Raw genomic sequence first — 23,359 nt, forward strand, 5'->3', positions numbered from 1 at the left:
CTAATCCAGCGGCGGGCCGACCGGCCTGCCGTCGATAAAGATGTAGCGCTTGGGCATCTCGCGGATTTCGACCTTCGAGTTATCGTTCACGAGGACCGCGGCGGGCGCGATTTCGGGTTCGGCCGTCGCAGGCTTGCCCTCGCCTAGCAGGAACACCTGGTAACCCGCGCCTTCGACCAGCGCCACGCGCCGCCGGCCGTCGGGTGCCGGGCTGATCTCGAGCGCGACGCAGCGCTCGCGGCAGCGCCAGCGGTCGGCGGTGAGGAAGTCGGTCACCAGCTTTCGCAGTGCCCGGTCGTTTGGCTGCACCGTCACCGGCACTTCGTCGGCAGTGCGGATCTCCGGTTGCGGGCCGTAGACGTGCTCGGTCTGGCGCAACGCAATTTGCGCGCGTTCGGCGATCGCCGCGCGCGGGCTTTTGGCTAGTCGCGCCAACGCCCGCTTGCCGGCGTCGCCGAAGTCCCACCTGAGCGCCGCGAAGTCGAACTCCTCTGGCGAAACCTTGCCGCTTTCGAGCCGGTGCAACTGGTTGCCCGCCGAGATGCGACCGAAGTCGAGCAGCGGCAGCGCGAGCAGCAGCGCCAGCACGCAGGCGCCGAGCGCCAGGACGAAGTTCGCCTCCCGCAAGCGACGCGTCCAGCGAGCCTTGCCGCCGCGAACCAGCGCGACCCAGTAACCCAGGCCCCAGGCGCAGGCGACGAGCACCGTCACCAATGCCCACAGCCGCTCGGGCGCCAGGCCGTACTGGTTGAGCCGGAGGCCGAGCGAGACGGCGGCGAACACCGCCAGCGGCAGGATGACGACGGCGAGCGCAAACGCGGCGATGCGCATCACGCGATTGCCGGTCATCGCCTCGTCGCTCTGCCGCAGGATCACGCTGGCGAGGACGAACGCGCCCGCGGCGCAAGCCAGCAGGGTCGGCGTGGCGTTGCGCGTCGCTTCCCACAGCACTTGCGGGCCCGAAATCGCGCTCGCCAGCAGGAATATCACCAGGCCGACGGCCAGCGGCACCGCCAGCAGCGACAGCACCAGCAGCACGACCGATTGCAGCGTCGCGAGGATCTTCAACTGGTTGCGCAAAGTGCCGAGCGCGGCACCGAAGGCGAGGCCGGAGTAAGTCCAGCCGAACCAGCCGTCGTTCATCACGTCGTGAAGGAAATCGATCTTGAGCAGCTGGAATAGCTTGGCGAGGATCGCCAGCGCCACCCAAGATATTCCCGTGAAGGCGAGCGAACCGGCCGCGCTGATCGCGTCGGTCCAGATGTGGTGGTAGATGTCGGCATAAGGTGTTGCCAGCCGGCGCCTGAGGAATCCCGCCTGGAACAGCGGCAGCGCCAGCGCCGTTGCGACAACCCCGGCGGCAAAGCCGTACTGCTCGTCGGGCAAGTGGTCGCCGTAACGAACGGCGCGCCAGGCGAGCCCGGCCATCACCAGGCCGATCACCAGCGCAAAGATCGCAGGCTCTTTCCAGCGCCTCTCCTCGAGCGTGAAGGCGCTGGCCAGCGAGCCGAAGAACACGAACGCCGCCGCCGCGACTTGCCATGGCACGTCGTCGTTCTCGTGCGTGAGCAAGTGGATCAGCAAGCCGCCGAGGCCTAGCAGCCCGGCGAGCAGCCATGGGCGCAGCGGCCACTCGGGGGCGGCCGATTGCTCCGCTCCGTCATGCGTGAATTCGTCGCTCATGCTGCCCTCCCCACCGCGAGTTCAGCAGCAGAATGGCCCCGATCGCCGGCAAAAGCATGAGCAAAATGTGAGGAATGGCCGCGACGGGCCACTCCTGGAACGGCCGCTTACTGCCCGGGCGCCGGTGCCGGGGCACCCGGAGCGCCGCCGGCGCCGCCCTGCTGCTGGAGCTGCTGCATCATCTGCTGTTGCTGCATCATCCGCAGAACCTCTTCCTGACTGCGGAATTCGATCAGATCGACGTCGAAAGTCAGGTCGCTGTTCGCCGGAATGACCACTTCGCCGGTCTGCTGGTTGCGCTTTTCCTCGGCGCCATAGGCTTGCGCGGCGGGGATGCGGATACGGTACTTGCCGCCGGCCTGCATCGCCTGCAGCGCGGTCGAGAACCCGGGCACGACGCCGGTAACCGGCATCGGCACGCCTTCGCTCTTGTCGAACACCTTGCCGTCGCCGAGCATGCCCTTGTAGTTGATCAGCGCGATGTCGGTGGTCGTCGGGCTCGGGCCCTTGCCCGCCTCCAGCGTCTCGATGGTCACTCCGCCGGCCAGCTTCTTCGCGTGCGGCACGTTGAGCCAGGCGACTCCGGCCGCGATCAGCAGCACGACGATGACGCCGGCCCACAACTTGGTGAGCGAGCCCTTGCGGATCGGCTGCAGCGGGACGCGGGTGGGTTCGACCATGACAGTTCCTGGATGCGAAAAGGGCGCGGGAAATGACCCCGCGCCCCTTTGGCTTATCGCTTGTATGCTGACAAGCGCGGGTTACTTGGCCGAGCCGTCGCGCTCCGCCCGCTTGCGATCGAGCTTGCGAGCGCGGCGAATGGCGGCCGCCTTTTCGCGGGCGCGCTTCTCGCTCGGCTTCTCGTAATGGCGGCGCAGCTTCATTTCGCGATAGACGCCTTCACGCTGCAGCTTCTTCTTGAGCGCGCGCAGGGCCTGCTCGACATTGTTATCGCGAACCATGATCTGCATAAATCTAAGCCACCTCTAGCATCAAACCGGTGAGAGCCCGCGAGATCGGCGCGGGGATGCACCTTGATAAAACCAATGAAAAACGGCCGAATCCTCACCGGACCGGCTCAACGAGGCGCCCGATAAGCGAATGCGCCGCGAAAGGCAAGGATTTCGGGCCGACACGCCTTCCAACCCGGACGCACGGCAGCTAAAGCCCGGCGGATGAACCCTCCCTCGCAAGTCCTGGCCTCTTCCTATGTCGCGCTCGGCGGGGCCACCGGCGCCTTGCTGCGCTATCAGACGGGCCGATGGATGACCCATTGGCTGGGAGCGCAGGCGGTCACGGCTTTCCCGTGGGCGACGCTGACGGTCAACGTGATCGGCAGCCTGCTTATGGGCGCCCTCGCCGGCTTCCTCGCCCGCCACGGGCAAGGCGGCGAGCAGTGGCGCCTGTTCATCGGCGTCGGCGTGCTCGGCGGGTTCACGACCTTTTCCAGCTTCAGCCTCGAGATGATGCTGCTGATCGAGCGCGGCCAGCCGTTCCAGGCGCTGACTTATGTCCTCGTCTCGGTGCTCGCGGGGCTGACGGCGCTTTATATCGGCCTCATCGCCATGCGTATCGCGGGATGAGCACCGAAGTTCGCCAGTTCACCGTCGGCGCCGACGACAACGACATCCGGCTCGACCGCTGGTTCAAGCGTCATTTGCCGCAGGTCAGCTTCGGCATGGTCTCGAAGTGGGCCCGGACCGGACAGCTGCGGGTCGACGGGAAGCGGGCCAAGCCCGAAGACCGGCTTTCGGCGGGCCAGGTGCTCCGCGTACCGCCGGGCGGCGACAGCGCGCCGAAGAAGCGCGAAGCCCGCCCCCTAACGGACGAGCAACGCGCCGAGGCCGAAGCGATGCTGGTCCTCAAGACCGATGCCGCACTGGTGCTCAACAAGCCGCCCGGCCTCGCCACGCAAGGCGGGACGAAGACCTTCAACCACGTCGACGGCTTGCTCGATGCCTATGCCGGCGAGGACGAACCCCGCCCGCGCCTGGTTCACCGGCTCGACAAGGATACCAGCGGCGTCCTGCTGGTCGCCCGCACGCCGGGCAGCGCGGCGTTCTTCTCGAAACGCTTTTCGGGGCGGAGCGCGAAGAAAGTCTACTGGGCGCTGGTGGTCGGCGTTCCCGACATCGCCGAAGGCATGATCGAAGCGGCGATCACCAAGCAGCCGGGCACCGGCGGCGAAAAGATGCATGTCGACGAGGAAAACGGCCAGCCGGCGAAGACCAAGTACCGGATGATCGACCGCGCCGGCAACAGCGCCGCGTGGCTCGAGCTCGAGCCGCTGACCGGACGGACCCATCAGTTGCGCGTCCATTGCGCGGCGATCGGCCACCCGATCGTCGGCGACGGGAAGTACGGCGGGCAGGACGCGTTCCTGACCGGCTCGATCAGCCGCAAGATGCACCTCCACGCGCGGCGGCTGATCATCGACCAGCCGGGCGGCGGCAAGCTCGACGTGACCGCGGAGCTGCCCGAGCACTTCGCGGCGAGCATGGAACAGCTCGGATTCGATCCGGCGCTGAGTGACGCGGCGCCCGAGCAGGGCCCGCCCCCGCCCACTCCCGCGGCGAAGAAGCAGGCGGCCAAGGCTCATGCCAAGCAGCTGCGCAAGGCGCGGCGCGGCGAGCGGCGCTCGCGCGGTCCCGCCAAACCCAAGAAGCCTACGGGCGGGCGGCGCTGATGCATCCCAACGCGCTGTTCCGCAACGACGACCGCGCGCTGCACGAAACGCTCATCGAGGAAGTCGGCTTCGGAATGGTTTTCGCCCAGACCAGCGACGGCCCGCGAGTGGCGCACACGCCGATCGTCTCGACCGGCGACGGCGGGGTTCAGTTCCACCTCGCGCGCGGTAACGCGCTCACGCGCTACCTCGTCGGACAAGAGGCGCTGGTCCTGATCAACGGGCCCGATGCCTACGTCACACCGCGATGGTATGCCGACCCGAAGACCGTTCCGACGTGGGATTACGTCGCGCTCGAGTTGCAGGGGCCGGTGCGAAAGATGGACGAAGAGGGCCTGCTCGGCCTGCTCGACGCGATCGCCGAGCGCCATGAAGAGCGGATCGCCGGCGAGCCGTGGAAGCGCGACCAGATCGATCCGGCGAAAATCGCTTCGCTTCTGCGCGGAATCGTCGGCTTCGAATTGGAAGTGCGCGCGTGGCGCCCGACCGTCAAGCTGTCGCAGAACAAGTCGGCCGAGGATCGGGCCGCGATCGCCGACGCGCTCGATGCGAACGGCTCGCCGGCGCTGGCGGCGCTGATGCGCACGCTCGCCAAGTAAGCGACACTTTAAGACAAATGCTGCATTGCAATATCGCAGGTGCACATCATATGGCGCTCGCAGGAGATTCGTCCGTGAGCAAGCAATTGTCCATTTCCGCGTCGTTCGCCGTGCTCGCCATGGCAGCCTTTGCGTTGTCTGCCGCGCCACTGCCCTCGCGCTTCAACGAAACGGGCGCGCCGGCCTCCGCCGCCGCGCCCGCGTTCAAGGTTCTCCTGCCGGGCTTCTGAGCCCAGCAAACCTTCTTTTACTGCAGCACTATGGTGACCGCGCGGCGATTCTGCGCCCACGCCTGCTCGTTCGAGCCGAGCGCCACCGGACGTTCCTTGCCGTAGCTGACCGTGGTCAGCCGGGCGGCGGGCACGCCCAGGCTGACGAGATAGTTCTTCGCCGCGTTGGCCCGCCGCTCACCGAGCGCCAAGTTGTATTCGCGCGTACCGCGCTCGTCGCAGTGGCCTTCGACGGTGGCGCGAATGTTGGAATACTGCAGCAGGTATTGCGCCTGCTGGCGCAGCGCCGCGGCGTCTTCGCTGTCGATGTCGTACTTGTCGGTGTCGAAGTAGATCACGTCGCGCCCGTTCATGACCGACTTGAAATGCTCTTCGCTACCGGGAATTGGGCCGTTGTTCGCCACCGGGCCGTTGTCGGTCGGCGTGGAGGTATCCTGCGGAGGCGGCGGCAACTGCGCCGGCGGCTTCTTGGCGCAGGCGGTCAGGGCCAGGGCGCTCGCGGCCGCAAGGGTGATGGCTAGACGGTTCATTCGTTTCTCCTGTCTACAATGTCTTCGCAGTCGGCTCCCTGAAGCCGCTTAGGGGAACAACGGGATCAAGGCAAAACCGGTCCCCAGGCCGGGTCGGACGCGCCCACCGGAGTGGGCAGGCGCCGCAGGTTCTTACCCGTCAGGTCGACTTGCCAGATCGACGCCTGGCCCGAGCCTCGGGCGGTGCGGAAGAATTGCACGATGCGGCCGTTCGGGCTCCATGTCGGGGCCTCGTCCTGCCAGTCGTTAGTGAGATAGCGCAGGCCGCCGCCGCTGGGCGTCATCACCGCCACGCGCAAGTCGCCAACGATGTGGGTGAAGGCGATCAGGTCGCCGCGCGGGCTCCATTCCGGCGTCGCCGCGCGACCACCGAAGAAGCTGATCCGGCGCTGATTGGTGCCGTCGGCGTTCATCACGTAGATCTGCTGGTTGCCCGAGCGGTCGCTTTCAAACACCACCTTCGAGCCGTCGGGCGAGAACGAGCCCCCGACGTCGATCCCCGGGCTGTCGGTCAGGCGCCGCGGCGTCCCGCCGCCGCTCGCCGAGACCGAGTAGATGTCGGTGTTGCCGCCGATCGCCATGGAATAAAGGATCGTCCGCCCGTCGGGCGACCAGCGGGGGGCGAACGTGGGATTGGTGCTCTGCGTCACCAGAGTCTGCCGGCCGCTACCGATGTCGTAGACGTAGATTCGCGAATAGCCGTTGAGGAAGCTCACGTAGGCGATCTTCGAATAGTCGGGCGAATAGCGGGGCGTCAGGGCGGTGGCCTGGCCGTTGGTGATGAAGCGGTGGTTGGCGCCGTCCGAATCCATGATCGCCAGCCGCTTGACGCGGTGATCCTTGGGGCCGGTCTCGGCGATGTAGGCGATTTTCGAATCGAAGAACGGGCTTTCGCCCGAGAGGCGTGAGTAGACCAGGTCGGCGCACTTGTGCGCGGCGCGGCGCCAGTCGGACGGCTGGACAACCCAGCCGCCGCGCGTCAGTTCTTCGCCCAGCGCGACGTCGTAGAGGTAGCAGCCGACCGTCAGCCGCCCGTCGGCGCCCGCACGGACGAAGCCCTGTACCAGGTCCTCGGCCGAGCGCCCGCGCCAGGTGCCGAAGGCCGGCGCGGTAATTTCGGAATAGCCCGGCTTGGGCAGCGAATCCGGCCCGGTCGGGCGGAACAGCGCGTTGTTCTTGAGGTCATTGTAGATCACCCGCGCCAGCTCGAGCCCGAGCGCGGTGGTTCCTTGCGAATTGGCCGGCGTCGGCTGCTCGCGATCGGTCGCGAAGGCGGGAATCGCGACCTGCAGGTCCTGCCAGGCGCTCTCGTCGGTTACGGTGACCGAAAGCCCCTCGTCCTGCGCCGGCGCGGCCACCGGGGCCGGTGGAGGCGCCTGCACCTGCGCGGCCACCGGCGCGGCGGCAAGGAGAAGCGCAAGCATCGTTGCGGTGCGAACCATCATTGGGAAAGCCTTCTGTCGAATTGCGAGTTCACAACCTTCCACTGGTCGTAGAACTCCGCTGGAAGATCGAATGGCGCGGCGAGCCGGATCGCCCGGATCGCCTGTTCGGCATGGCGGCCCTTCTGCGCCTCGTTGCTGGGCGTTATGCCGCTCTGGCTGACGACCATCGGATTGCCGATCAACCTGCCGTCCTTGTCGAGCCGGAAACGGACGACGGTGACCAGCTTCTCGACGTCGACGCCCTCAGGGGCGGCCCAGTGCGGCTTGATCTGCCGCGCGATCGCCTGGCGCAGCGACGCGGCTTCGGCGGGTCCGAAGGTCGCGGCGGGCGTGCCGGCCGCGGCCTTGTCGCCCGAGCTGAGCCCCTTGAGGAAATCGTCGCCGATGCGGCTGCCGCCCCCGCTTTTCTGACTGGGCTTGGGCGGCGGTGCCGGCTTTGGTTGCGCCTTGCTGGCCTGCCGCGGCGGAGGCGTGTCGAGCTGGCGCGGAACCGGCGTGGCCACAGGGGCGGGGAGCGGCTCGGATTCCGGCGCGAGCACCGGCGCGACCGCGGCTTGGGCATCCTGCGAAGGGTTGGGCGCGGTAGATTCCGGGCTGACGTTGTCGGACAGGCTGACTGTCATTCTCTCGGCTGGCGGGATCACCGGCACCTCGCGCCGCGCCTCGATCACCAGCGCGGCGACCAGGGCGATGTGGGCCACGACGGCGATGCCGAGACCGAGCTTTTCTTCGCGCCGAAGGTGAGAGAGTGCGGCCATGGGCAAAGCGCTATGGAGCCTCCCCTGAACCGTTGGTGACCAGTGAAATGCTGTTGAATCCGGCGTGGTTGAGCTCACCCATCACCGCCATGACCCGGCCGTAGTCGATTCCGCGGTCGGCGCGCAGGGTGACCAGCGGGGGCTTGCCGCCGTGGTGCAGCGCCGCCAGACGCTCGGCCAGTCCGCCCTCGGGTACGCGGTCGTCGTCGATGAACACGGCGCCCTGGCGATCGAGCGAAATGGTCACCTGGTCGGGCTCCTGGTCGAGCGGATTGGCGCGGCTGTCGGGCAGCTCGATGGGCACGCCGCTGGTTAGCAGCGGAGCGGTGACCATGAAGATGATCAGCAGCACCAGCATGACGTCGACCAGCGGCGTGACGTTGATCTCTGCCATCGGCGCGCGGCGTTTGCCGCGCCCTCGTCCGCGCGACGAACCGTTGAGGCCCATGGCCATGCTAGATGCCCTCCAGCTCGCGGCCGATGTGCGAGCTGACCCGGTCGGCGAAGCGCTGCAGGCGCGCCTCGTAGGCGTTCACCCGGTGGCTGAAACGGTTGTAGGCGATCACCGAGGGGATCGCCGCGAACAGGCCGATGGCGGTGGCGAACAGCGCTTCGGAGATGCCCGGGGCGACCACGGCGAGCGAGGAGTTCTGCTGCTGGCCGATCTGGAAGAAGCTGTTCATGATCCCCCAGACGGTGCCGAACAGACCGACGAACGGCGCCACCGCACCGGTGGTGGCGAGGAAGTTGAGCCGCTCGGCGAGCGAATCCGCTTCCGCCGCGACTTGTCCTTCCATGGCCAAGGCGACACGCGCGCGGGTCGCCTCGCGGTCGGCAACCTTGCCGCCTGGCGCGGTCGAGCGTTGAAGTTCGGCCAGCCCAGCGGCGGCAACCGTCGCGGAAGGAGTCTCCTGGTGCTTCCGCCCCTCCACTAACGTTTCGGGATGCTGGGCCTTGAGGAAGTCGCGCTCGAAAGCCTTGCTGCCGCGAGTGACCTTGCCCATCCGCAGCGAGAAGCTGACGATGATCGCCCAGGTCCACACGCTGGCCAGAATCAGGCCGACCATGACCACCTGGACCACGATGTCGGCATCGAGGAACAGCCGCAGCGGATTGAGGCGGTTGGGCGAGGTAGCCGTGGCGTCCTGGAGCGCGGCGAGGATATCGATCGTCATGCGGCTGTCTTGTCTTCCATCAGGGTTGCGAAGGCGGAGCGCCAGGCGTCGGGCTGGCGGCGGGGACGTCCGTCGGCTCCAACGAAGCCGACGCGCAAATGTGCCTCGGTGAGGAGGTCGCCGCCGCGCCAGGCGACCTGGTGCAGGCGGCACGAGGCAGCGCGCAGCTCGGTCGCGCGGCTTTCGACGACGACCGCGTCGTCGAGCTTGGCGGGCGCGGCGTAGCGGATCCTCAGCTCGGCCACTGCATAAGTGCCCTCGCCCGCTTCCTGCGCGGCGCGTTGGTCGATCCCGAGCAGGCGCAGGAGGTCGGAGCGCGCCCGTTCGAACCACTTGAGGTAGTTCGTGTGGTAGACGATCCCCGAGAGGTCGGTGTCCTCATAGTACACGCGCACCGGGAAATAGTGCGCCGTTCCGTCGAGGCGGCCGCCCGGCGGGGTGAGATCGATGGCCATCGCGGGAGGCCTTAGCCGCACCGCGACTCGGCTGACAACCTTGCAAGAGTCGGAACGTGCGCTGGCGGCGATGAATGACCGGCCGCTCAGCGGGCCAGCATCGGTCCGAGCGGACGTCCGCCGAAGATGTGCACGTGGAGGTGCGGGATTTCAGGCCCGCTGTTGCGCCCGGTGTTGGCGAGCAGGCGGAAGCCCTCGTCGACGAGGTCGTTGTCGCGGGCAATCCGGCCGATCGCCCGGACGAAGCCGGTGATCTCGGCGTCGCTCGCCTTGGCGGTGAAGTCGTCCCAGCTGACGTAGGGGCCCTTGGGGATCACCAGGATGTGGACCGGCGCCAGCCGGGCGATGTCGAGGAACGCCAGCGTCCACTCATCCTCGTAGACCTTGGTGCACGGCAGCTCGCCGCGGAGGATTTTCGCGAAGACGTTCTGGTCGTCGTAGGGCTCGCGCGGATCGACGCTCACGGCTGCCTCGCGGCCTTCTCGTCGAGGCCCGAGACCCCTTCGCGCCGCTCGAGTTCGCCCAGCACGTCGGCTAGCGGGATATCCTTCTCGGCGAGCAGCACGAGCAGGTGGAACAGCACGTCGGCCGCCTCGCCGGTCAGCTCCTCGGGTGAGCCCGAGAGCGCCGCGGTGATTGCCTCGACCGCTTCCTCGCCCAGCTTGCGGGCGATCACCGGAAGGCCCCGCGCGTGAAGCTTGGCGACGTAGCTTTCATCGGGCGAGGCGCCGAGGCGCTGCTTGATCGTGGCTTCGAGGCGGGCGAGCGTGTCCATGCGCGCGGCATGGCGCACCCGGGCGCGCGGCGTCAATCCTGCTTGGGGTCGTCGCCGGGCGGATGCATCGAGGCGCGGCGGCCGACGATCACGCCGAGCAGGCCGAGCGCGAAGAGCGTGAATTGCGAGCCTTCGGGGACGGGCACCCCGGCCGACGCCACCGCCGCCGCAGGGGTAGCGAGGAGCGATAAGCCCATGAAAAGCCGAGCAACCATTCGCCACTGGTGCCACTCTCCGGGCGGCGCGCAACGGGGGAGAGGTTAACGTCCCGCGCGGGGACGCTCAGCCGCGCGCGGGTAACCCGGCCGCGCGCAGCGCCGCGTGGGCGTCGGCAATGCTGTAAGTGCCGAAATGGAAGATCGACGCGGCCAGCACGGCGCTGGCGTGGCCCTCGGTCACGCCCTCGACGAGGTGCTGCAGCGTGCCGACCCCGCCGCTGGCAACGACCGGGATCGACACCGCGTCGGCGATAGCTCTAGTTAACTTGAGGTCGTAACCGCGCTGGGTGCCGTCGCCGTCCATCGAGGTCACCAGCAGCTCCCCGGCACCCAATTCCGCAAGCTTTACAGCGTGTTCGACGGCATTGATGCCAGTCTCTCTGCGCCCGCCGTGAGTGAATATCTCCCAGTGGTCGTGGACCCAGCGGGCATCGACCGAAGCGACCACGCACTGGCTGCCCATTCGCGCGGCGATGTCCGACACCACTTCCGGCCGCGCCACCGCTGCGCTGTTGACCGCGACCTTGTCCGCCCCGGCGAGCAGCAGCGCCCGCGCATCCTCGACCGAGCGAACTCCGCCGCCGACGGTCAGCGGCATGAAGCACACCTCGGCGGTGCGGCGAACGATGTCGAGCAGCGTCCCGCGCCCCTCGTGGCTCGCCGAGATGTCGAGAAAGCACAGCTCGTCGGCCTCGGCGGCATCGTAAGCCTGGGCCTGCTCCACCGGATCGCCGGCGTCCTTGAGATCGACGAAATTCACGCCCTTGACCACGCGCCCCTCGGCGACATCGAGGCAGGGGATGACGCGGATGCGGACAGTCATCGGAGCAACTCTATCCCGCCATTGATCCACGCGAAGCAAAGATACCCAAACAGTGCGGCGTCAATCACCGTCATCGTCCAGTAACCAGTTCGATTGCTGTCCTTTTCATACTGGGCATCGCCCCAACCTGCCCTGCCTGTTCTGAGGTCGCGCAGGGTAACGCGACCTTGCCCGACGGTCAGCAGGGCGAAAAAGAACAGGATTATGGCGTAACCGATCACGCCCGCCCCGCCATCTGGATCGCCGTCGCCAGGTCGAGCCGGCCGTCGTAGAGCGCCCGCCCGGTGATGACGCCTTCGATGCCCTCGTCGGCGTGCAGCGCGAGCATGCGGATGTCGTCGAGGCCCTTCACGCCGCCGCTGGCGATCACCGGCAGGTCGGTGCGGCGGGCGAGGTCGACGGTCGCTTCGATGTTGCAGCCCTTGAGCATGCCGTCGCGGCCGATGTCGGTGAACAGCAGGCTGGCGACGCCGGCGTCTTCGAAGCGGCGGGCCATGTCGTGGACCGGCACGTCGGAAACCTCCGCCCAGCCCTCGGTCGCCACCATCCCGTCGCGCGCGTCGACCGCGACGACCACGCCGCCGGGAAACTCGCGGGCCATGTCCTTGACGAATTGCGGGTCCTTCAGCGCCGCGGTGCCCATGACCACGCGCGCCACGCCGAGGTCGAACCAGCCTTCGACCGCCTCGCGGTTGCGGATGCCGCCGCCGAGCTGGACGTAGCCGGGAAAGGCCTCGACGATCGCCTCAACCGCCGCGCGGTTCTCCGCCTGGCCGGCGAACGAGCCGTCGAGGTCGACCACGTGGAGGTGCTCGGCGCCGGCCTCGGCGAATAGCAGCGCCTGCGCCGCCGGGTCGTCGCCGTAAACGGTGGCGCGTTCCATATCGCCTTCGGCCAGGCGCACGACCTGGCCCTGCTTGAGGTCGATGGCGGGAAAGACGATCATGCCGCGCCGCTATCACCGGTTGCGGGATTCGTCATCCCATCTCCGATCTTCGCGGCCGGCATCGGGCAGCGAAGTTTACAAGCGGGTTACGGATCCCACCAGGTGTCACCCGGCTGTCGCCCACGAAAACCGCAGGAATGCGCCGTTTCTGGCCAAGGCGACAGGGTGACACGTCGGGCGTGAGAACGAACGAAACCGCCTGGCGCTCGGGCTTCGCAATGGTCGCGCGGGCGCGCCGTTCGGGCGGACGAGAGTGTCGAGGACGAAGCGGGCTCATCGGGCAGTATAAGGCACAAACCCGGGTCTGTAGGAAAGAAGTTTCTTGATCGTTTCGGAGCAAGTTTGGGATGGATCTAGGAAGGAACGAACACGTCCTTCGGCACGTGCGTGATGCGGCACGCGAGGTCGGCCTCGCCGTTGGCGACGATGAAGTGGTCGCCGGCATCGGCGAGCCCGGTCGAGAAAACCACGTCGCGGACGTACATCTGGTCCTCGAGCGGGCGGGTCAGCTCGGGATTGGCTTCGAGCAGCGGCGCGTGGCTGGTGGCGAGCACCTTCCACGGCTCGTCGGGATCGAGCAGGGACCAGTAGGTGCGGTAGATGCCGACGATCTCCTTCGGCTCGACGCCGTGCCACAGGGTGAGCCAGCCGCGCTGGCCGGCGATCTCGGTGAGTATCGGCGGAGTGCCGCCGCCGATCCGCGCGGTCGCGGGCGTCCCGGCGTGGGGGCGGATACCCGGCTGAATGTGCGGCTGCCAGTGCCGCGCGTCGGGGCTGGTGGCGAGATTGATCGACGGCCCCGCGTGCCACGGGCTGCCTGGCGGATAGGCGAAGAACAGCGCCCCGAGAGGCCGGGTCTGCGCCCAGTACTCGCCCGCGATCAGGCCTTCGAAGATGAGCATGTCCTTGTTCTGGTGATCGAGGACGATGCCCTCGAAGGTCCAGTCGAGCGCGTTGGCCGAGCTGTAGAGCGTGGTCGAATGCCGCTCCGGGCTGACCGAGCAGGTGGTCATCAGGTACTTGTCGCCGACCTGGCTGATCCGCGCGTCCTCGATGCCGTAGCATTGCCAGCTGCCCGCCGGAGCGAGGATCCTGTCGTAGTGGATCGCGACCACTTCCAGGCCGTCGGGCGTCACCTCGACCGGCAGCAGCCACGAAAGCGAGGTTAACGCCATGACTTTCCAGCCGTAGTCGCGCAGTTCGAACTTGCGCGGGTCGGCGGTGTCGCAGTGCTCGAGCGGCCACCCATCGAGCACGTAGCCCTGCTGGCTGTCCCAGCGGATCGCGTGGACCTTCCCGTCGAAGATCGGCTGCCTGAGCGCCTCCGCCACGCGGACCATCAGCAGCAGGTTGCCGTTCGCCAGACGGGCCATGCCGGGGTTGAAGGCGCCGAGGACGTAAGTCTCGGCGTCGATCTGACCGGCGAGCGGCGATCTCGCCAGATCGATGTCGTCGGGTGTGAGGACCAGCCGGTCCTCGGGAAAGCTCATTCCTCAGCCTCTCCTTTGCGGGGGAGACGGACGGGGCCCGACGCAGTTCCCTTTCACGGCCGCCAGTCGAGAAACCGCGCCAGGAGCGCTATCCCGTAAGCCTGACTCTTCTCGGGATGGAACTGCACGCCGAGCAGGTTGTCGCGTGCGACCGCGGCGACGAGGCCGCCGCCGTGGTCGGTCATCGCCGCGATTTCGTGGCCGTTATCGGGAACGAGGTGATAGGAGTGGAGGAAATAGGCTTCGCCCGGTTCGATCAGCTGCGCGCCGTTCTTGTGCGGCAGCGGCGAAACGTCGTTCCAACCCATGTGCGGGATCTTGATCGCGGGATCGGTCCGCTCGATCCGCTCGACCTGGCCCTCGATCCAGCCGAGCCCCGGGGTTTCGCCGAACTCCAGCCCGCTCGTGGCCATCAGCTGCATGCCGACGCACACGCCGAGGAACGGCACAGCGTCGTCGAGCACGCGCTTCTCCAGCGCTTCGACCATGCCGGGGATCGCGCTCAACCCGTCCATGCAGGCCTTGAACGAACCGACGCCGGGCAGCACGATCCTTCGCGCGCCGCGGACGATCATGGGATCGGCGGTGACCGCGATCCGTACCGCCCCGGCGGCTTTCAGCGCGTTGTGGACCGAGTGAAGGTTGCCCGCGCCGTAATCGATCAGCGCAATGGCATCAGCCACCGAGCTGCCCCTTGGTCGAAGGTATCGCCCCGCCCTTGCGCGGATCGAGCTCGACCGCGGCGCGCATGGCGCGGGCAAAGCCCTTGAAGATCGCCTCGCACACGTGGTGGTTGTTCTGCCCGTAGAGCAGCTGGACGTGCAGCGTGATCCCGGCGGCCTGCGCCACCGAGTGGAACCAGTGCTCGATCAGCTCGGTATCCCACTCACCCAGCTTCTCCTGCGTGAAATGCGCCTTCCACACCAGGAACGGCCGGCCCGAAATGTCGAGCGCCACGCGCGCCAGAGTCTCGTCCATCGGCGAATAGGCGTGGCCGTAACGGCCGATCCCGCCCTTGTCGCCGAGCGCCTGGGAAATCGCCTGGCCGAGCGCGATCGCGCTGTCTTCGGTCGTGTGGTGCTGGTCGATGTGGAGGTCGCCGTCGACCTTCATCGTGACGTCGATCAGCGAATGGCGGCTGAACTGCTCGACCATGTGATCGAGGAACCCGATCCCGGTGGCGACATCGTACGTGCCGTTCCCGTCGAGATCGACCTCGACGAGGATTTTCGTCTCGCTGGTGTCGCGGCTGATCCGGCCCTTGCGCATGGCCACGCGCTATATCGGCAATTGTGGCTCACGCAACGCCTTCGGTAAGTTACCGGTTGACCCCGCGCCGCCGCCTCGCCACCTATCCTGATGATATGAGCGACGAAGCGCCCGACAGCCTGATACCGTACGACGAGATCGTCCAGGAAGCGCTGCGCGCGGTGGTCGGCCGCGTGCTCGGCGAGGTCGAGCGCGGCGGCGGCGAGCTGCCAGGCAATCACCACTTCTACATCACCTTCAAGACCGGCGCTGCCGGCGTCTCGATCCCGAAGAGCCTGCGCGAGCGGTTTCCCGACGAGATGACCATCGTCTTGCAGAACAAGTTCTGGGACCTGAAGGTGGACGAGGACGGCTTCTCGGTCGGTCTGTCGTTCAACCAGATCCCCTCCAAGCTCGACATCCCGTTCGCAGCGATCACCGCGTTCGTCGATCCGGCGGTCGATTTCGGGCTGCAGTTCCAGGCCGTCGCCGCGGATGCCGCGCCGCCGGCGCACGAGGATGCCGAGAACGACGGCTCGAGCAAGGAACGCGGCGCGAAAGCGGACGTTGCCGACGATGGTTCCAATGTCGTCACGGTCGATTTCGGCCGCAAGAAGTAGCCGAGAGGCGATGGCCGACAGCAAGAAGCTTCCCGACCGCCTGACTCGCAAGGGTGGCCGTGCGGTCAGGAAGGCGCTCGCGAAGACCCGCAGCGGGGTCGAGAAAGTTCCCGGGCCGAGCCCCAACCCCGCCACCAACGTGCTGATCGCCGAAATCCTCGTCCGCAGCGCCGGACGGCTGGCGCGCCGGGCGTTGGAAAAGGGCATGCTCAAGGCGCGTTTCGAGCGCGAGCAGGCCGTCGCGATCATTGAAGGCCGCGGGCTCGCGCACACGCTGGTGACCACCACGGTCGCCCGCGTGGCGACCCGCTCGGTGCCCGGCGCGCTGCTGGTCGGCGGGGGTCTGTTGGCGAAAACCCTGTTCGACCGCAGCATCTCGCGCCGCCAGGCGCAGCGGCGCGGCGAGAAGGCGCTCGCCGAGCAGGAAGCCCAGGCCGACGACCTCAAGCTCTGAGCATAGCCTGCGCGCGGGGCTTGATTTTGCGCCCTCGCCTGCGGCAGGAGCGCGCATGGCAAGCAACTCGCTCAAGCGCCGCGGGCTGATGTTCGTGCTTTCGTCCCCTTCGGGCGCCGGCAAGACGACGATCGCCCACCGCCTGCTCGAGGACGACCTCGAGATCGCCATGTCGATCTCGGTGACCACCCGGCCGATCCGCCCCGGCGAGACCGACGGACTCGATTACCGCTTCACCGACCGCGCCGGGTTCGAAGCGATGATCGAAGCCGGCGAGTTCCTCGAATGGGCCGAGGTCTTCGGCCATCTCTACGGCACCCCGAAGGCGCAGATCAGGGCCGGCCTCAAGGAAGGGCAGGACTTCCTGTTCGACATCGACTGGCAAGGCACCCAGCAGCTCTACCAGCGGATGGAGACCGACGTCGTCCGGGTTTTCCTGCTGCCGCCGAGCATCGAGGCGCTCGAGGCTCGGCTGCGCTCGCGCGGGACCGACAGCGAAGAGGTGATCCGCGACCGCATGGCCCGCTCGCGCGCCGAGATCAGCCACTGGGACGGCTACGACTACGTCGTCGTCAACGACGACATGGATGCCTGCTTCGAGCAGGTCCACGGCATCCTGCGCGCCGAGCGGCTGCGCCGCGCCCGGCAGACCGGGCTGGTCGACTTCACCCGCGACCTGATGCGCTGAGCTAGAAGCCGGTCGCCCAGCGGACGGCCACCCCCTCGTCCAGCGGCAAGTCGGCATAGTGGCCGGGGTCCTTGCGGATGAACAGGCTCGCCGCGGCATCGCCCATCAGCAGCCGTCCGTTCCAGGCCAGCTCGGCATCGAGCTCACGGCCTTGCGGTGTCAGCGACAGCGTGCGGATGCCGTAGGTCGGGCTGAGTGTGGCGTAGCTGTAGTCGATAGGCAGCTCGAGATTGAGCCCGCCGCTTTCGACCCTGAGCGGCTGCGAGACCCGAAATGCGAGGCTATCGCCGCTGGCGAACACCCCGCTGCGGGCAAGGTCGAGCGACCACGCGCGGCTCGTCAGGCGCGAGCCGCGGGCGACCGCGCCGCCGCCGTGCGCGGCAGTCCAGCCGTTGCGCAGCGCCCCGCCGAGCCGCCAATTGCGCGCGAATTGCCACCCGGCCCTGGCGTCGAGAAACAGCGTGTCGGCCCCAGCAAGCCCGAAAGCGTCGTGGAACTCGGCGCCGAGCATGGTCGCATCCTCGCGCATCCAGTCGAGCCCCAGCGAGGTGGTGATGTCGCCGAACCGGCGATCGAGGGCGAAGCCGAAGTCGCTCACGCCGCTGCGGTCGCGCTGTCCGCGCAGCTCCGCCGCGCGGTGCATGTAGGCCGCGCTCCATGTCTTCCCGCTGTCGGCGCTGAGCGTCAGGCCCCAGCGGCCCAGTTGACGGCGCAGCGCGAACGACGCGTCGGTGGTGCGGTAAAGCCCTGGATCGCCGACCGATCCGCCGGCGATCATGAACGCCGGCCGGTCCTCGCCCTGCAGCTGGGCGACGAGCCCGTCGCCGCTTTCGGCGAAACCGAAGGCGACCTGGGTGTACGGCGCCAGCTGTAGCGCGACGCGCCCGGCCAGCACCCGTGCCTGCTCGGCATCCTCGCGGCTCAGGCGCAGCAGGCCGGTGAACGGCATTTCGCCGCGCTCCCGACTGGCGTCGATGGTGAAGGCGACCGCGGCCTTCTCGTTGCCGGCGCTGACATGGCGCTGCCCGGCGCCGACCGAGCCGTGCAGGGGCTGGCTGACCACCGCTCCGCGCAGGGTCGGCCCCAGGTCGACGCCATACGCGCGCTTGTATTCGTCGAGGACGACGGTCTGCAGCGAAGCGCGCGCCGTGGCATCGCCCATCGCCGCCGAGGTCACTCCGCTGCTGTCGGACAGTGGCAGCGAGGTGGTGCTTCCGGCGAGGCTGGTAGTGCCAATCGGCTGGAATGCCTTGGCGATGTCGAGGATGCCGCGCCCGTAAACGGTATCGGTCCCCGTTACCCCGGCATCGAAGGCCGAGCGCAGCAGGATGTCGGCGATCTGCTTGCCGGTGAGGTTCGGGAAGGCCTGCGCCAGCAAGGCCGCCGCGCCGGCGATCTGCGGGGCCGCGAAGCTGGTGCCCGAAAACAGGTAAACGTAGCCGTCGCCATCGATGTACATCTTGCCGTCGCGGTACTGGCAGCAAACTGCCTCACCGCGCGCGGTGAGGAAATGATCGGGCTGATTGCCCGCGCGGTCGCTGAAATCGGAGATCACCCCGTTCTCGTCGACCGAACCGGCGATGATCACCGCCCCGCTGCCGGCGGTGTCGACGCCCGCGCCGAACGCGTCAGGGTTGGCATTCCCATCGTTGCCGGCCGCCACGACGATGAACACGCCGGCCGCGGCCGCTCTCGAGACGGCCGAGGTGACCAGCGCCGAGGGCGGATCGCCGCCAAGTGACAGGTTGATCACCTTGGCGCCGTGCGCGGCGGCGTAGTCGATCGCCGAGGCGATCGTGTCGTCGGCGAATTGGCAGTCCGCGTCGGGATCGGTGGAGCCGCTGTCGCTGACGCACGAATTGGGGTCGTCGGAGCGCAGCGCCATGATCGAGGCGCCCCAGGCGATCCCGAGGATTCCGGTGCTGTCGCGCGCTGCCGCGGCGACCATCGCGACGTCGGTGCCGTGATCGTCGGTGGCGTTGTAGCCGCGGTTGGTCGATGCGCTGAACATGTCGCGCGAAGCCGAGGAGATGCGTCCGGCGAACTCCGGGCTGTCGATGTCGATGCCGGTGTCGACGACCGCGATGGTCACGCCCTGCCCGGTCCAGGCGGCCGCCCATGCAGTGGCGGCGTTGTGTTGCAACGGCCCATCGGAGCGGCGGAATTCGGAGGTGTTGAACTGGCTCGCCACCGGCGCCGGCGTCGGGCTTGGAGCAGGCGCCGGAGTAGGCGTAGGTGTGGGTGTAGGCGTCGGCGCAGGAACCGGCGTGGGCGTGGGCGTGGGCGTGGGCGTGGGCGTAGGCGCCGGGCTCGGCGGCGGCGTGCTGTTCACCCCTCCTCCACCACCGCCACCGCAGGCAGACAAGAGCACCAGCGCCGTCAACGCGGCGCCCCAACGAAGATTGCTGCGACCCATCCTATCGATCCCCAAGGGCATTCGCCTGACCAGTGCGACCTGTCGGGCGACCCATTCTCCCGCGCCAGCCTAATCCCGGGCTGGAGACGGCGCAACACGCCTTGCCCGAGGGCGGGCGGCGGTCTACCGGCCTGTCGCCCCCTCGGGTTGAACCTGCAGTGAACTGCAGCTTGGTTAAGGAATGACTGATGAGCGACAGCCTCGAAGCCGTGATCGAAGCCGCCTGGGAATCGCGCGACGCGGTCAATCCGGGCAGCAGCGATGTTCGCGAGGCGGTCGAAGCGGCGCTCGAACTGCTCGACAGCGGCGGGGCGCGGGTCGCGGCACCTGACGGCGCCGGTGGCTGGCAAGTCAACCAATGGCTCAAGAAGGCGGTGCTGCTGTCGTTCCGCCTCAATGACAACTCGGTGGTCGAGTATGCCGCGGCCGGTGCACCGGCGTTCGACAAGGTCCCCTCGAAGTTTGCCGGCTGGGGCGAGAATCGCTTCCGCGAGGCGGGCTTTCGTGTCGTGCCCGGTGCGGTCGTGCGCCGCGGCAGCTTCATCGGCCGTAACGCGGTGCTGATGCCGAGCTTTGTCAACATCGGCGCCTACGTCGGCGAAGGCACGATGGTCGACACCTGGGCGACAGTCGGCTCGTGCGCGCAGATCGGCAAGAATGTGCACATCTCCGGCGGCGCCGGGATCGGCGGAGTGCTCGAGCCTCTCCAGGCGGGTCCGGTGATCATCGGCGACGGCGCCTTCATCGGCGCCCGCGCCGAAGTGGCCGAGGGCGTGCGAGTGGGCGAAGGCGCGGTGCTGTCGATGGGCGTCTATCTCGGCGCCTCGACCAAGATCGTCGACCGCGCGACAGGCGAAGTGCATCGCGGCGAGGTTCCGCCTTACGCGGTGGTCGTCCCCGGCGCGCTGCCCGGCAAGCCCCTTCCCGACGGCAGCCCTGGCCCGTCATTGTACTGCGCGGTCATCGTCAAGACGGTCGATGCGCAAACGCGCGCCAAGACTGGAATCAACGAGCTGCTGCGCGACTGAGCCGCACTGCGCGAAGCGGAACATTCGCCCCGCACGACCGTAGATTTACGGCACCTGCGCAACGGTGCCGCTCAACGGGAGTGCGCGCATGCAGACCAGCGGCGAAGAAGTTCACGCGGACGTCGACGAGGCGCGCGCGGGATCCACTCCCAATGTCGTGCGCTGGGTGCTCCTGATCAGCCTGCTCGCCACAATCGTCCTGCTGACGGCGATCTGGGTGATCGGCGCCTGGTCGAGCGACCAGAACAACCAGACCGCCGATGCCCGGATCCGCGCCGCGGAGCGGGGCGGCCAGAACGACAGCATCGTCAGCGACAAGGCGGACCGGATCGACGCGGCGAAACCGGGTGAGAGCCAGGACCCGCAGAACATCCCGAACAAGAACGCAGGGCAATAGGAGAAAGCGAGGAGCAACACGATGCCAGCCAAGTCGAAAGCACAGCAAAAGGCTGCGGGCGCGGCCCTATCCGCCAAGCGCGGCGACACGAAGAAATCGGAACTCCAGGGCGCTTCCAAGGGGATGTACGAATCCATGTCCGAGAAGCAGCTCGAGGAATTCGCGCATACCAAGCGCAAGGGTAAACCGGAGCACGTCGGCGATTGACGGCGGGCGGGCTTGACCGGTTCGTCGACGCGCAACGCTCGACTTATGACCGGGCGCTCGCCGAATTGCACGCCGGCGCCAAGCAGAGCCACTGGATGTGGTTCGTCTTTCCGCAGATCGCCGGATTGGGCCTCAGTTCGACGGCCCGGTTCTACGCGATCGCCGATGCCGTGGAAGCAGTGGCTTACCTGAGCCATCCGATCCTGGGCACGCGCCTTCGCGAATGCACCGACGCCATGCTCGGCTGGGCCGGACGCAAGACTGCCGAAGCGATCCTCGGCCCGGTCGACGCAATGAAGTTCGTCAGCTCGATGACCCTGTTCGACGCGGTGGCGCAAGACGACAACCGCTTCGCCCGCGCGCTCGCCGCCTTCAATCACGGCGAGCGCGATCCGCTGACGCTTGAACTGACGCTGGGTTAGTTCAGCCCGCCTTCGCGACCGGGTACTCGATCGGCGGGTCGTTGCGGTGCGCCGCGGCATACGCCTCGGCAGCCTTGAGCACGCGCATCATGTTGCGGCTTGCGATCTTCTCGAGATCGGCTTGCGAATAGCCGCGCCGGGCGAGCTCGGCGAACAGCGCCGGATAGCCCGAGACGTCCTCCATTCCAGCCGGCCCGGTGTCCATTCCGTCGTAGTCACCACCCAGGCCGATGTGGTCGATTCCCGCCACGGCTCGAATGTGATCGATCTGGTCGGCGACTTGCGCGATGGTCGCTTTCGGCTCGGGATTCGCCAGCTTCCACGCCGTGATCTCCTTGGTCACCGCGGCCGAATCCGCCGGATAGAGCGTTTCCTGGCGCTTGCTCTCGGCTTCGAGCGCCGCGCCCCACTGCCTGCGAGCCTCGCTGACGTAGGACGGGTAGGCTACCTGCATGACGATGCCGCCGTTGTCCTTCAGTCGCGCGAGCACCGCGTCGGGCACGTTGCGGACGTGCGGCTCGACCGCGCGGGCACCCGAATGACTGAAGATCACAGGCGCTCGGGCGGTGTCGAGCGCGTCCATCATCGTCGCTTCGCTGACATGACTCAGGTCGACCAGCATTCCGAGCCGCTGCATTTCGCGGACCACATCCTTGCCGAAATCGGTCAGGCCGTCATGGGCTGGCGCGGCCGTGGCGCTGTCGGCCCACGCGATGTTCTTGGTGTGGGTCAGGGTCATGTAGCGCGCGCCGAGCGCATACATCTGCCGCAGCACGGCGAGACTGCCGTCGATCGAATGGCCGCCTTCCATGCCCAGCAACGAGGCGATCTTGCCGGCTTTCATCGCCCGTTCGACGTCCGATGAAGTGAGGGCGAGCTCGAGGCGATCAGGATAGCGGGCGATCAGCCGCTTCGTCACATCGATCTGCTCGAGCGTCGCCACCGTTGCCTGCGGCTCGGGAAGATCGGCCGAAACGTAGACCGACCAGAACTGCGCGCCGACGTGGCCTTTTGCCAGCCGCGGCAAGTCGGTGTGCATAGTCTTGGTGCCGCCCTTGCCGTCGGGCTCGTGCGTGGTGTCGTTGAAATCGAACCCCGCGATCACGTCGGCCCGGCGCGAGCGCAGCTGCTCGGGAACGTCGTTGTGCCCATCCCAGACCGGCGCCGCATCGAGCGCCGCGGCAGCGACCTCCTCAGGGGTCTTGGCCGTTAGCGGCGCCGCCAGCAGGAGCGCCGCAAGCGGCAGGATCAGACGCTTCATCGATTTGCCTCCAATCGGTCCGCCAGCGCCATCGCCGCGGCCGGGGCGCGCTCCTTGGCGCCGTTGATCATGAACGCGAACACCTCGCCCTGCTGGCCCCACTCGCGGCACAAGCCGGCGATCCGTTCGATATCCTGGGGCGAATAGCCGGTAGGTTCGGCGGAGACGAGGCTCTTGCAGCGCAGATAGGCGAAGTCGGCGGTCCGCTCGGCGATGCACGCGCGGCCTTCCTGTTCGAGATAGACCACCGCCACGTTGGCCTTGCGAGCGATCTCGAGGAACTCCGGGCAGTCGAAGCTCTCGTGCCCGGCCTCGATCGCATAGCGCAGCGGCTGGCCGTTCAACTGGCGCGGCAACAGATCGAAGAACGCCGCAACGTCGTTCGCCTCGAAGCGCTTGGTCGCCATCAGCTGCCAGAGAATCGGCCCGAGCTTGTCGCCAAGCTCATCGAGGCCCTGGGCGAAGAACCTCTTCATCGCCTCGCCGGTGTCGGCCAGGACCTTGCGGTTGCTGATATACGACGAGCCCTTGACCGCGAACACGAACCCTTCGGGCGTCGCCTCGCGCCATTTGCGGAAGCTCTCCGGCTTCTGCAGGCTGTGATAGGTGCCGTTGATCTCGATCGTGCCGAGCCGGCGCGAGGCCCATTCGAGTTCGCGCTTCTGGACCAGATCTTCGGGGTAGAAGACCCCCTTGCGCCACTCGGGATAGGTCCACCCGCCGATTCCCGTGCGAATTGTCATGTCCCGAGCCTAGCCGCTTGACCGAAGGAACCGAACCCCGTTTTCTCGGGTTGTTCGCGCCA

Annotated in this window: 33 protein-coding genes; 12 read left to right on the forward strand and 21 right to left on the reverse strand. The window is 67.6% G+C overall.

Going from position 1 to position 23,359, the window contains the following annotated elements; all coding sequences use genetic code 11:
* From G7B69_RS06345 to rpsU, 3 genes are all read right to left on the reverse strand, one after another.
* Entirely contained in the window at positions 1–1,683 is a 1,683-nt protein-coding gene (locus G7B69_RS06345; RefSeq protein WP_166177299.1) for a DUF4153 domain-containing protein, read from the reverse strand.
* Positions 1,684–1,790: 107 nt separating this feature from the next.
* Positions 1,791–2,363, reverse strand: a complete 573-nt coding sequence (locus G7B69_RS06350; RefSeq protein ID WP_166177301.1) for an FKBP-type peptidyl-prolyl cis-trans isomerase — start codon at positions 2,361–2,363, stop codon at positions 1,791–1,793.
* Between the two features lie 81 nt (positions 2,364–2,444).
* Positions 2,445–2,654, reverse strand: a complete 210-nt coding sequence (gene rpsU / locus G7B69_RS06355; protein ID WP_166177303.1) for a 30S ribosomal protein S21 — start codon at positions 2,652–2,654, stop codon at positions 2,445–2,447.
* Positions 2,655–2,858: 204 nt separating this feature from the next.
* On the opposite strand from rpsU, the gene crcB reads away from it, so the two are divergent.
* The 4 genes from crcB (at position 2,859) to G7B69_RS06375 (ending at position 5,198) form a co-directional block, all read left to right on the forward strand.
* Positions 2,859–3,266 carry a fluoride efflux transporter CrcB gene (gene crcB, locus G7B69_RS06360; protein WP_166177305.1) on the forward strand — a complete coding sequence of 136 codons (408 nt, stop codon included), beginning with the start codon at positions 2,859–2,861 and terminating at the stop codon, positions 3,264–3,266.
* Positions 3,263–4,369, forward strand: a complete 1,107-nt coding sequence (locus tag G7B69_RS06365) for an RluA family pseudouridine synthase (RefSeq protein ID WP_166177307.1) — start codon at positions 3,263–3,265, stop codon at positions 4,367–4,369. Before crcB ends, G7B69_RS06365 begins: the two co-directional genes overlap by 4 nt.
* Positions 4,369–4,968: an FMN-binding negative transcriptional regulator gene (locus tag G7B69_RS06370; RefSeq protein ID WP_166177309.1), complete on the forward strand. Its 600-nt coding sequence runs from the start codon at positions 4,369–4,371 to the stop codon at positions 4,966–4,968. The genes G7B69_RS06365 and G7B69_RS06370 overlap by 1 nt, the downstream gene beginning before the upstream one ends.
* 74 nt (positions 4,969–5,042) lie before the next feature.
* Positions 5,043–5,198 carry a hypothetical protein gene (locus G7B69_RS06375; protein WP_166177311.1) on the forward strand — a complete coding sequence of 52 codons (156 nt, stop codon included), beginning with the start codon at positions 5,043–5,045 and terminating at the stop codon, positions 5,196–5,198.
* A gap of 17 nt (positions 5,199–5,215) precedes the next feature.
* Here G7B69_RS06375 and pal read toward each other — a convergent pair whose 3' ends face one another.
* From pal to hisB, 15 genes are all read right to left on the reverse strand, one after another.
* Complete coding sequence (gene pal, locus G7B69_RS06380) at positions 5,216–5,728, reverse strand: peptidoglycan-associated lipoprotein Pal (protein WP_166177313.1); 513 nt, start codon at positions 5,726–5,728, stop codon at positions 5,216–5,218.
* 65 nt (positions 5,729–5,793) lie between these two features.
* Positions 5,794–7,173, reverse strand: coding sequence for a Tol-Pal system beta propeller repeat protein TolB (tolB, locus tag G7B69_RS06385; protein ID WP_166177315.1), 1,380 nt, complete (start codon positions 7,171–7,173; stop codon positions 5,794–5,796).
* Entirely contained in the window at positions 7,170–7,931 is a 762-nt protein-coding gene (locus G7B69_RS06390) for a TonB C-terminal domain-containing protein (RefSeq protein ID WP_166177317.1), read from the reverse strand. Before G7B69_RS06390 ends, tolB begins: the two co-directional genes overlap by 4 nt.
* Positions 7,932–7,941: 10 nt before the next feature.
* Positions 7,942–8,385 carry an ExbD/TolR family protein gene (locus G7B69_RS06395; RefSeq protein ID WP_166177319.1) on the reverse strand — a complete coding sequence of 148 codons (444 nt, stop codon included), beginning with the start codon at positions 8,383–8,385 and terminating at the stop codon, positions 7,942–7,944.
* Between the two features lies 1 nt (position 8,386).
* A complete protein-coding gene (gene tolQ, locus G7B69_RS06400; RefSeq protein ID WP_166177322.1) occupies positions 8,387–9,106 on the reverse strand; it encodes a protein TolQ in 720 nt (239 codons plus the stop codon).
* Positions 9,103–9,561, reverse strand: coding sequence for a YbgC/FadM family acyl-CoA thioesterase (locus G7B69_RS06405; RefSeq protein ID WP_166177323.1), 459 nt, complete (start codon positions 9,559–9,561; stop codon positions 9,103–9,105). The genes tolQ and G7B69_RS06405 overlap by 4 nt, the downstream gene beginning before the upstream one ends.
* An 86-nt stretch (positions 9,562–9,647) precedes the next feature.
* Positions 9,648–10,025 (reverse strand): HIT domain-containing protein, encoded by a 378-nt coding sequence (locus tag G7B69_RS06410; protein ID WP_166177325.1) that lies wholly within the window; start codon positions 10,023–10,025, stop codon positions 9,648–9,650.
* Complete coding sequence (locus tag G7B69_RS06415) at positions 10,022–10,336, reverse strand: phosphoribosyl-ATP diphosphatase (protein ID WP_166177327.1); 315 nt, start codon at positions 10,334–10,336, stop codon at positions 10,022–10,024. Before G7B69_RS06415 ends, G7B69_RS06410 begins: the two co-directional genes overlap by 4 nt.
* 32 nt (positions 10,337–10,368) lie before the next feature.
* On the reverse strand, positions 10,369–10,533 hold the full coding sequence (locus tag G7B69_RS06420) for a hypothetical protein (protein ID WP_166177329.1): 165 nt from the start codon (positions 10,531–10,533) through the stop codon (positions 10,369–10,371).
* A gap of 85 nt (positions 10,534–10,618) precedes the next feature.
* The gene (gene hisF / locus G7B69_RS06425; protein WP_166177331.1) at positions 10,619–11,377 is read right to left on the reverse strand and encodes an imidazole glycerol phosphate synthase subunit HisF; all 759 of its coding nucleotides are present in this window, start codon (positions 11,375–11,377) and stop codon (positions 10,619–10,621) included.
* A complete protein-coding gene (locus G7B69_RS06430) occupies positions 11,374–11,598 on the reverse strand; it encodes a hypothetical protein (protein ID WP_166177333.1) in 225 nt (74 codons plus the stop codon). The genes hisF and G7B69_RS06430 overlap by 4 nt, the downstream gene beginning before the upstream one ends.
* Complete coding sequence (hisA, locus tag G7B69_RS06435) at positions 11,595–12,323, reverse strand: 1-(5-phosphoribosyl)-5-[(5-phosphoribosylamino)methylideneamino]imidazole-4-carboxamide isomerase (RefSeq protein ID WP_166177335.1); 729 nt, start codon at positions 12,321–12,323, stop codon at positions 11,595–11,597. Before hisA ends, G7B69_RS06430 begins: the two co-directional genes overlap by 4 nt.
* A 353-nt stretch (positions 12,324–12,676) precedes the next feature.
* The gene (locus G7B69_RS06440; protein ID WP_166177337.1) at positions 12,677–13,813 is read right to left on the reverse strand and encodes a glycoside hydrolase family 130 protein; all 1,137 of its coding nucleotides are present in this window, start codon (positions 13,811–13,813) and stop codon (positions 12,677–12,679) included.
* Positions 13,814–13,866: 53 nt separating this feature from the next.
* Positions 13,867–14,496, reverse strand: a complete 630-nt coding sequence (hisH, locus tag G7B69_RS06445; RefSeq protein ID WP_166177339.1) for an imidazole glycerol phosphate synthase subunit HisH — start codon at positions 14,494–14,496, stop codon at positions 13,867–13,869.
* Complete coding sequence (gene hisB, locus G7B69_RS06450) at positions 14,489–15,082, reverse strand: imidazoleglycerol-phosphate dehydratase HisB (protein WP_166177561.1); 594 nt, start codon at positions 15,080–15,082, stop codon at positions 14,489–14,491. The genes hisH and hisB overlap by 8 nt, the downstream gene beginning before the upstream one ends.
* 95 nt (positions 15,083–15,177) lie before the next feature.
* Between hisB and G7B69_RS06455 the strand changes: the two genes are divergently transcribed.
* Genes G7B69_RS06455 through gmk form a run of 3 tightly spaced genes read left to right on the forward strand, consistent with a single transcriptional unit; the run spans position 15,178 to position 16,823 of the window.
* Positions 15,178–15,681, forward strand: a complete 504-nt coding sequence (locus tag G7B69_RS06455) for an SspB family protein (protein WP_166177340.1) — start codon at positions 15,178–15,180, stop codon at positions 15,679–15,681.
* Between the two features lie 10 nt (positions 15,682–15,691).
* Entirely contained in the window at positions 15,692–16,135 is a 444-nt protein-coding gene (locus tag G7B69_RS06460; RefSeq protein ID WP_243415050.1) for a hypothetical protein, read from the forward strand.
* A 55-nt stretch (positions 16,136–16,190) separates the two neighbouring features.
* Positions 16,191–16,823, forward strand: a complete 633-nt coding sequence (gene gmk, locus G7B69_RS06465; RefSeq protein WP_243415051.1) for a guanylate kinase — start codon at positions 16,191–16,193, stop codon at positions 16,821–16,823.
* A gap of 1 nt (position 16,824) precedes the next feature.
* Here gmk and G7B69_RS06470 read toward each other — a convergent pair whose 3' ends face one another.
* Positions 16,825–19,014, reverse strand: coding sequence for a S8 family peptidase (locus G7B69_RS06470; protein ID WP_243415052.1), 2,190 nt, complete (start codon positions 19,012–19,014; stop codon positions 16,825–16,827).
* Between G7B69_RS06470 and G7B69_RS16770 the strand changes: the two genes are divergently transcribed.
* From G7B69_RS16770 to G7B69_RS06490, 5 genes are all read left to right on the forward strand, one after another.
* The gene (locus G7B69_RS16770; RefSeq protein WP_243415053.1) at positions 18,998–19,312 is read left to right on the forward strand and encodes a hypothetical protein; all 315 of its coding nucleotides are present in this window, start codon (positions 18,998–19,000) and stop codon (positions 19,310–19,312) included. The genes G7B69_RS06470 and G7B69_RS16770 overlap by 17 nt on opposite strands.
* A 115-nt stretch (positions 19,313–19,427) precedes the next feature.
* Positions 19,428–20,267 carry a 2,3,4,5-tetrahydropyridine-2,6-dicarboxylate N-succinyltransferase gene (dapD, locus tag G7B69_RS06475; protein WP_166177344.1) on the forward strand — a complete coding sequence of 280 codons (840 nt, stop codon included), beginning with the start codon at positions 19,428–19,430 and terminating at the stop codon, positions 20,265–20,267.
* An 88-nt stretch (positions 20,268–20,355) separates the two neighbouring features.
* The gene (locus G7B69_RS06480; protein WP_166176936.1) at positions 20,356–20,664 is read left to right on the forward strand and encodes a hypothetical protein; all 309 of its coding nucleotides are present in this window, start codon (positions 20,356–20,358) and stop codon (positions 20,662–20,664) included.
* Between the two features lie 21 nt (positions 20,665–20,685).
* Positions 20,686–20,871, forward strand: a complete 186-nt coding sequence (locus G7B69_RS06485; RefSeq protein WP_166177346.1) for a DUF3008 family protein — start codon at positions 20,686–20,688, stop codon at positions 20,869–20,871.
* Positions 20,868–21,293 (forward strand): DUF1810 domain-containing protein, encoded by a 426-nt coding sequence (locus tag G7B69_RS06490; RefSeq protein ID WP_166177348.1) that lies wholly within the window; start codon positions 20,868–20,870, stop codon positions 21,291–21,293. The genes G7B69_RS06485 and G7B69_RS06490 overlap by 4 nt, the downstream gene beginning before the upstream one ends.
* A gap of 1 nt (position 21,294) precedes the next feature.
* Here the strand turns inward: G7B69_RS06490 and G7B69_RS06495 are convergent, their stop codons facing one another.
* Entirely contained in the window at positions 21,295–22,554 is a 1,260-nt protein-coding gene (locus G7B69_RS06495) for a dipeptidase (protein WP_166177350.1), read from the reverse strand.
* Positions 22,551–23,297 carry a DUF72 domain-containing protein gene (locus G7B69_RS06500; RefSeq protein ID WP_166177352.1) on the reverse strand — a complete coding sequence of 249 codons (747 nt, stop codon included), beginning with the start codon at positions 23,295–23,297 and terminating at the stop codon, positions 22,551–22,553. The genes G7B69_RS06495 and G7B69_RS06500 overlap by 4 nt, the downstream gene beginning before the upstream one ends.
* Positions 23,298–23,359 lie beyond the last annotated feature (62 nt).

The organism is Croceibacterium segetis (genome assembly GCF_011320115.1).
GTDB lineage: Bacteria > Pseudomonadota > Alphaproteobacteria > Sphingomonadales > Sphingomonadaceae > Croceibacterium_B > Croceibacterium_B segetis.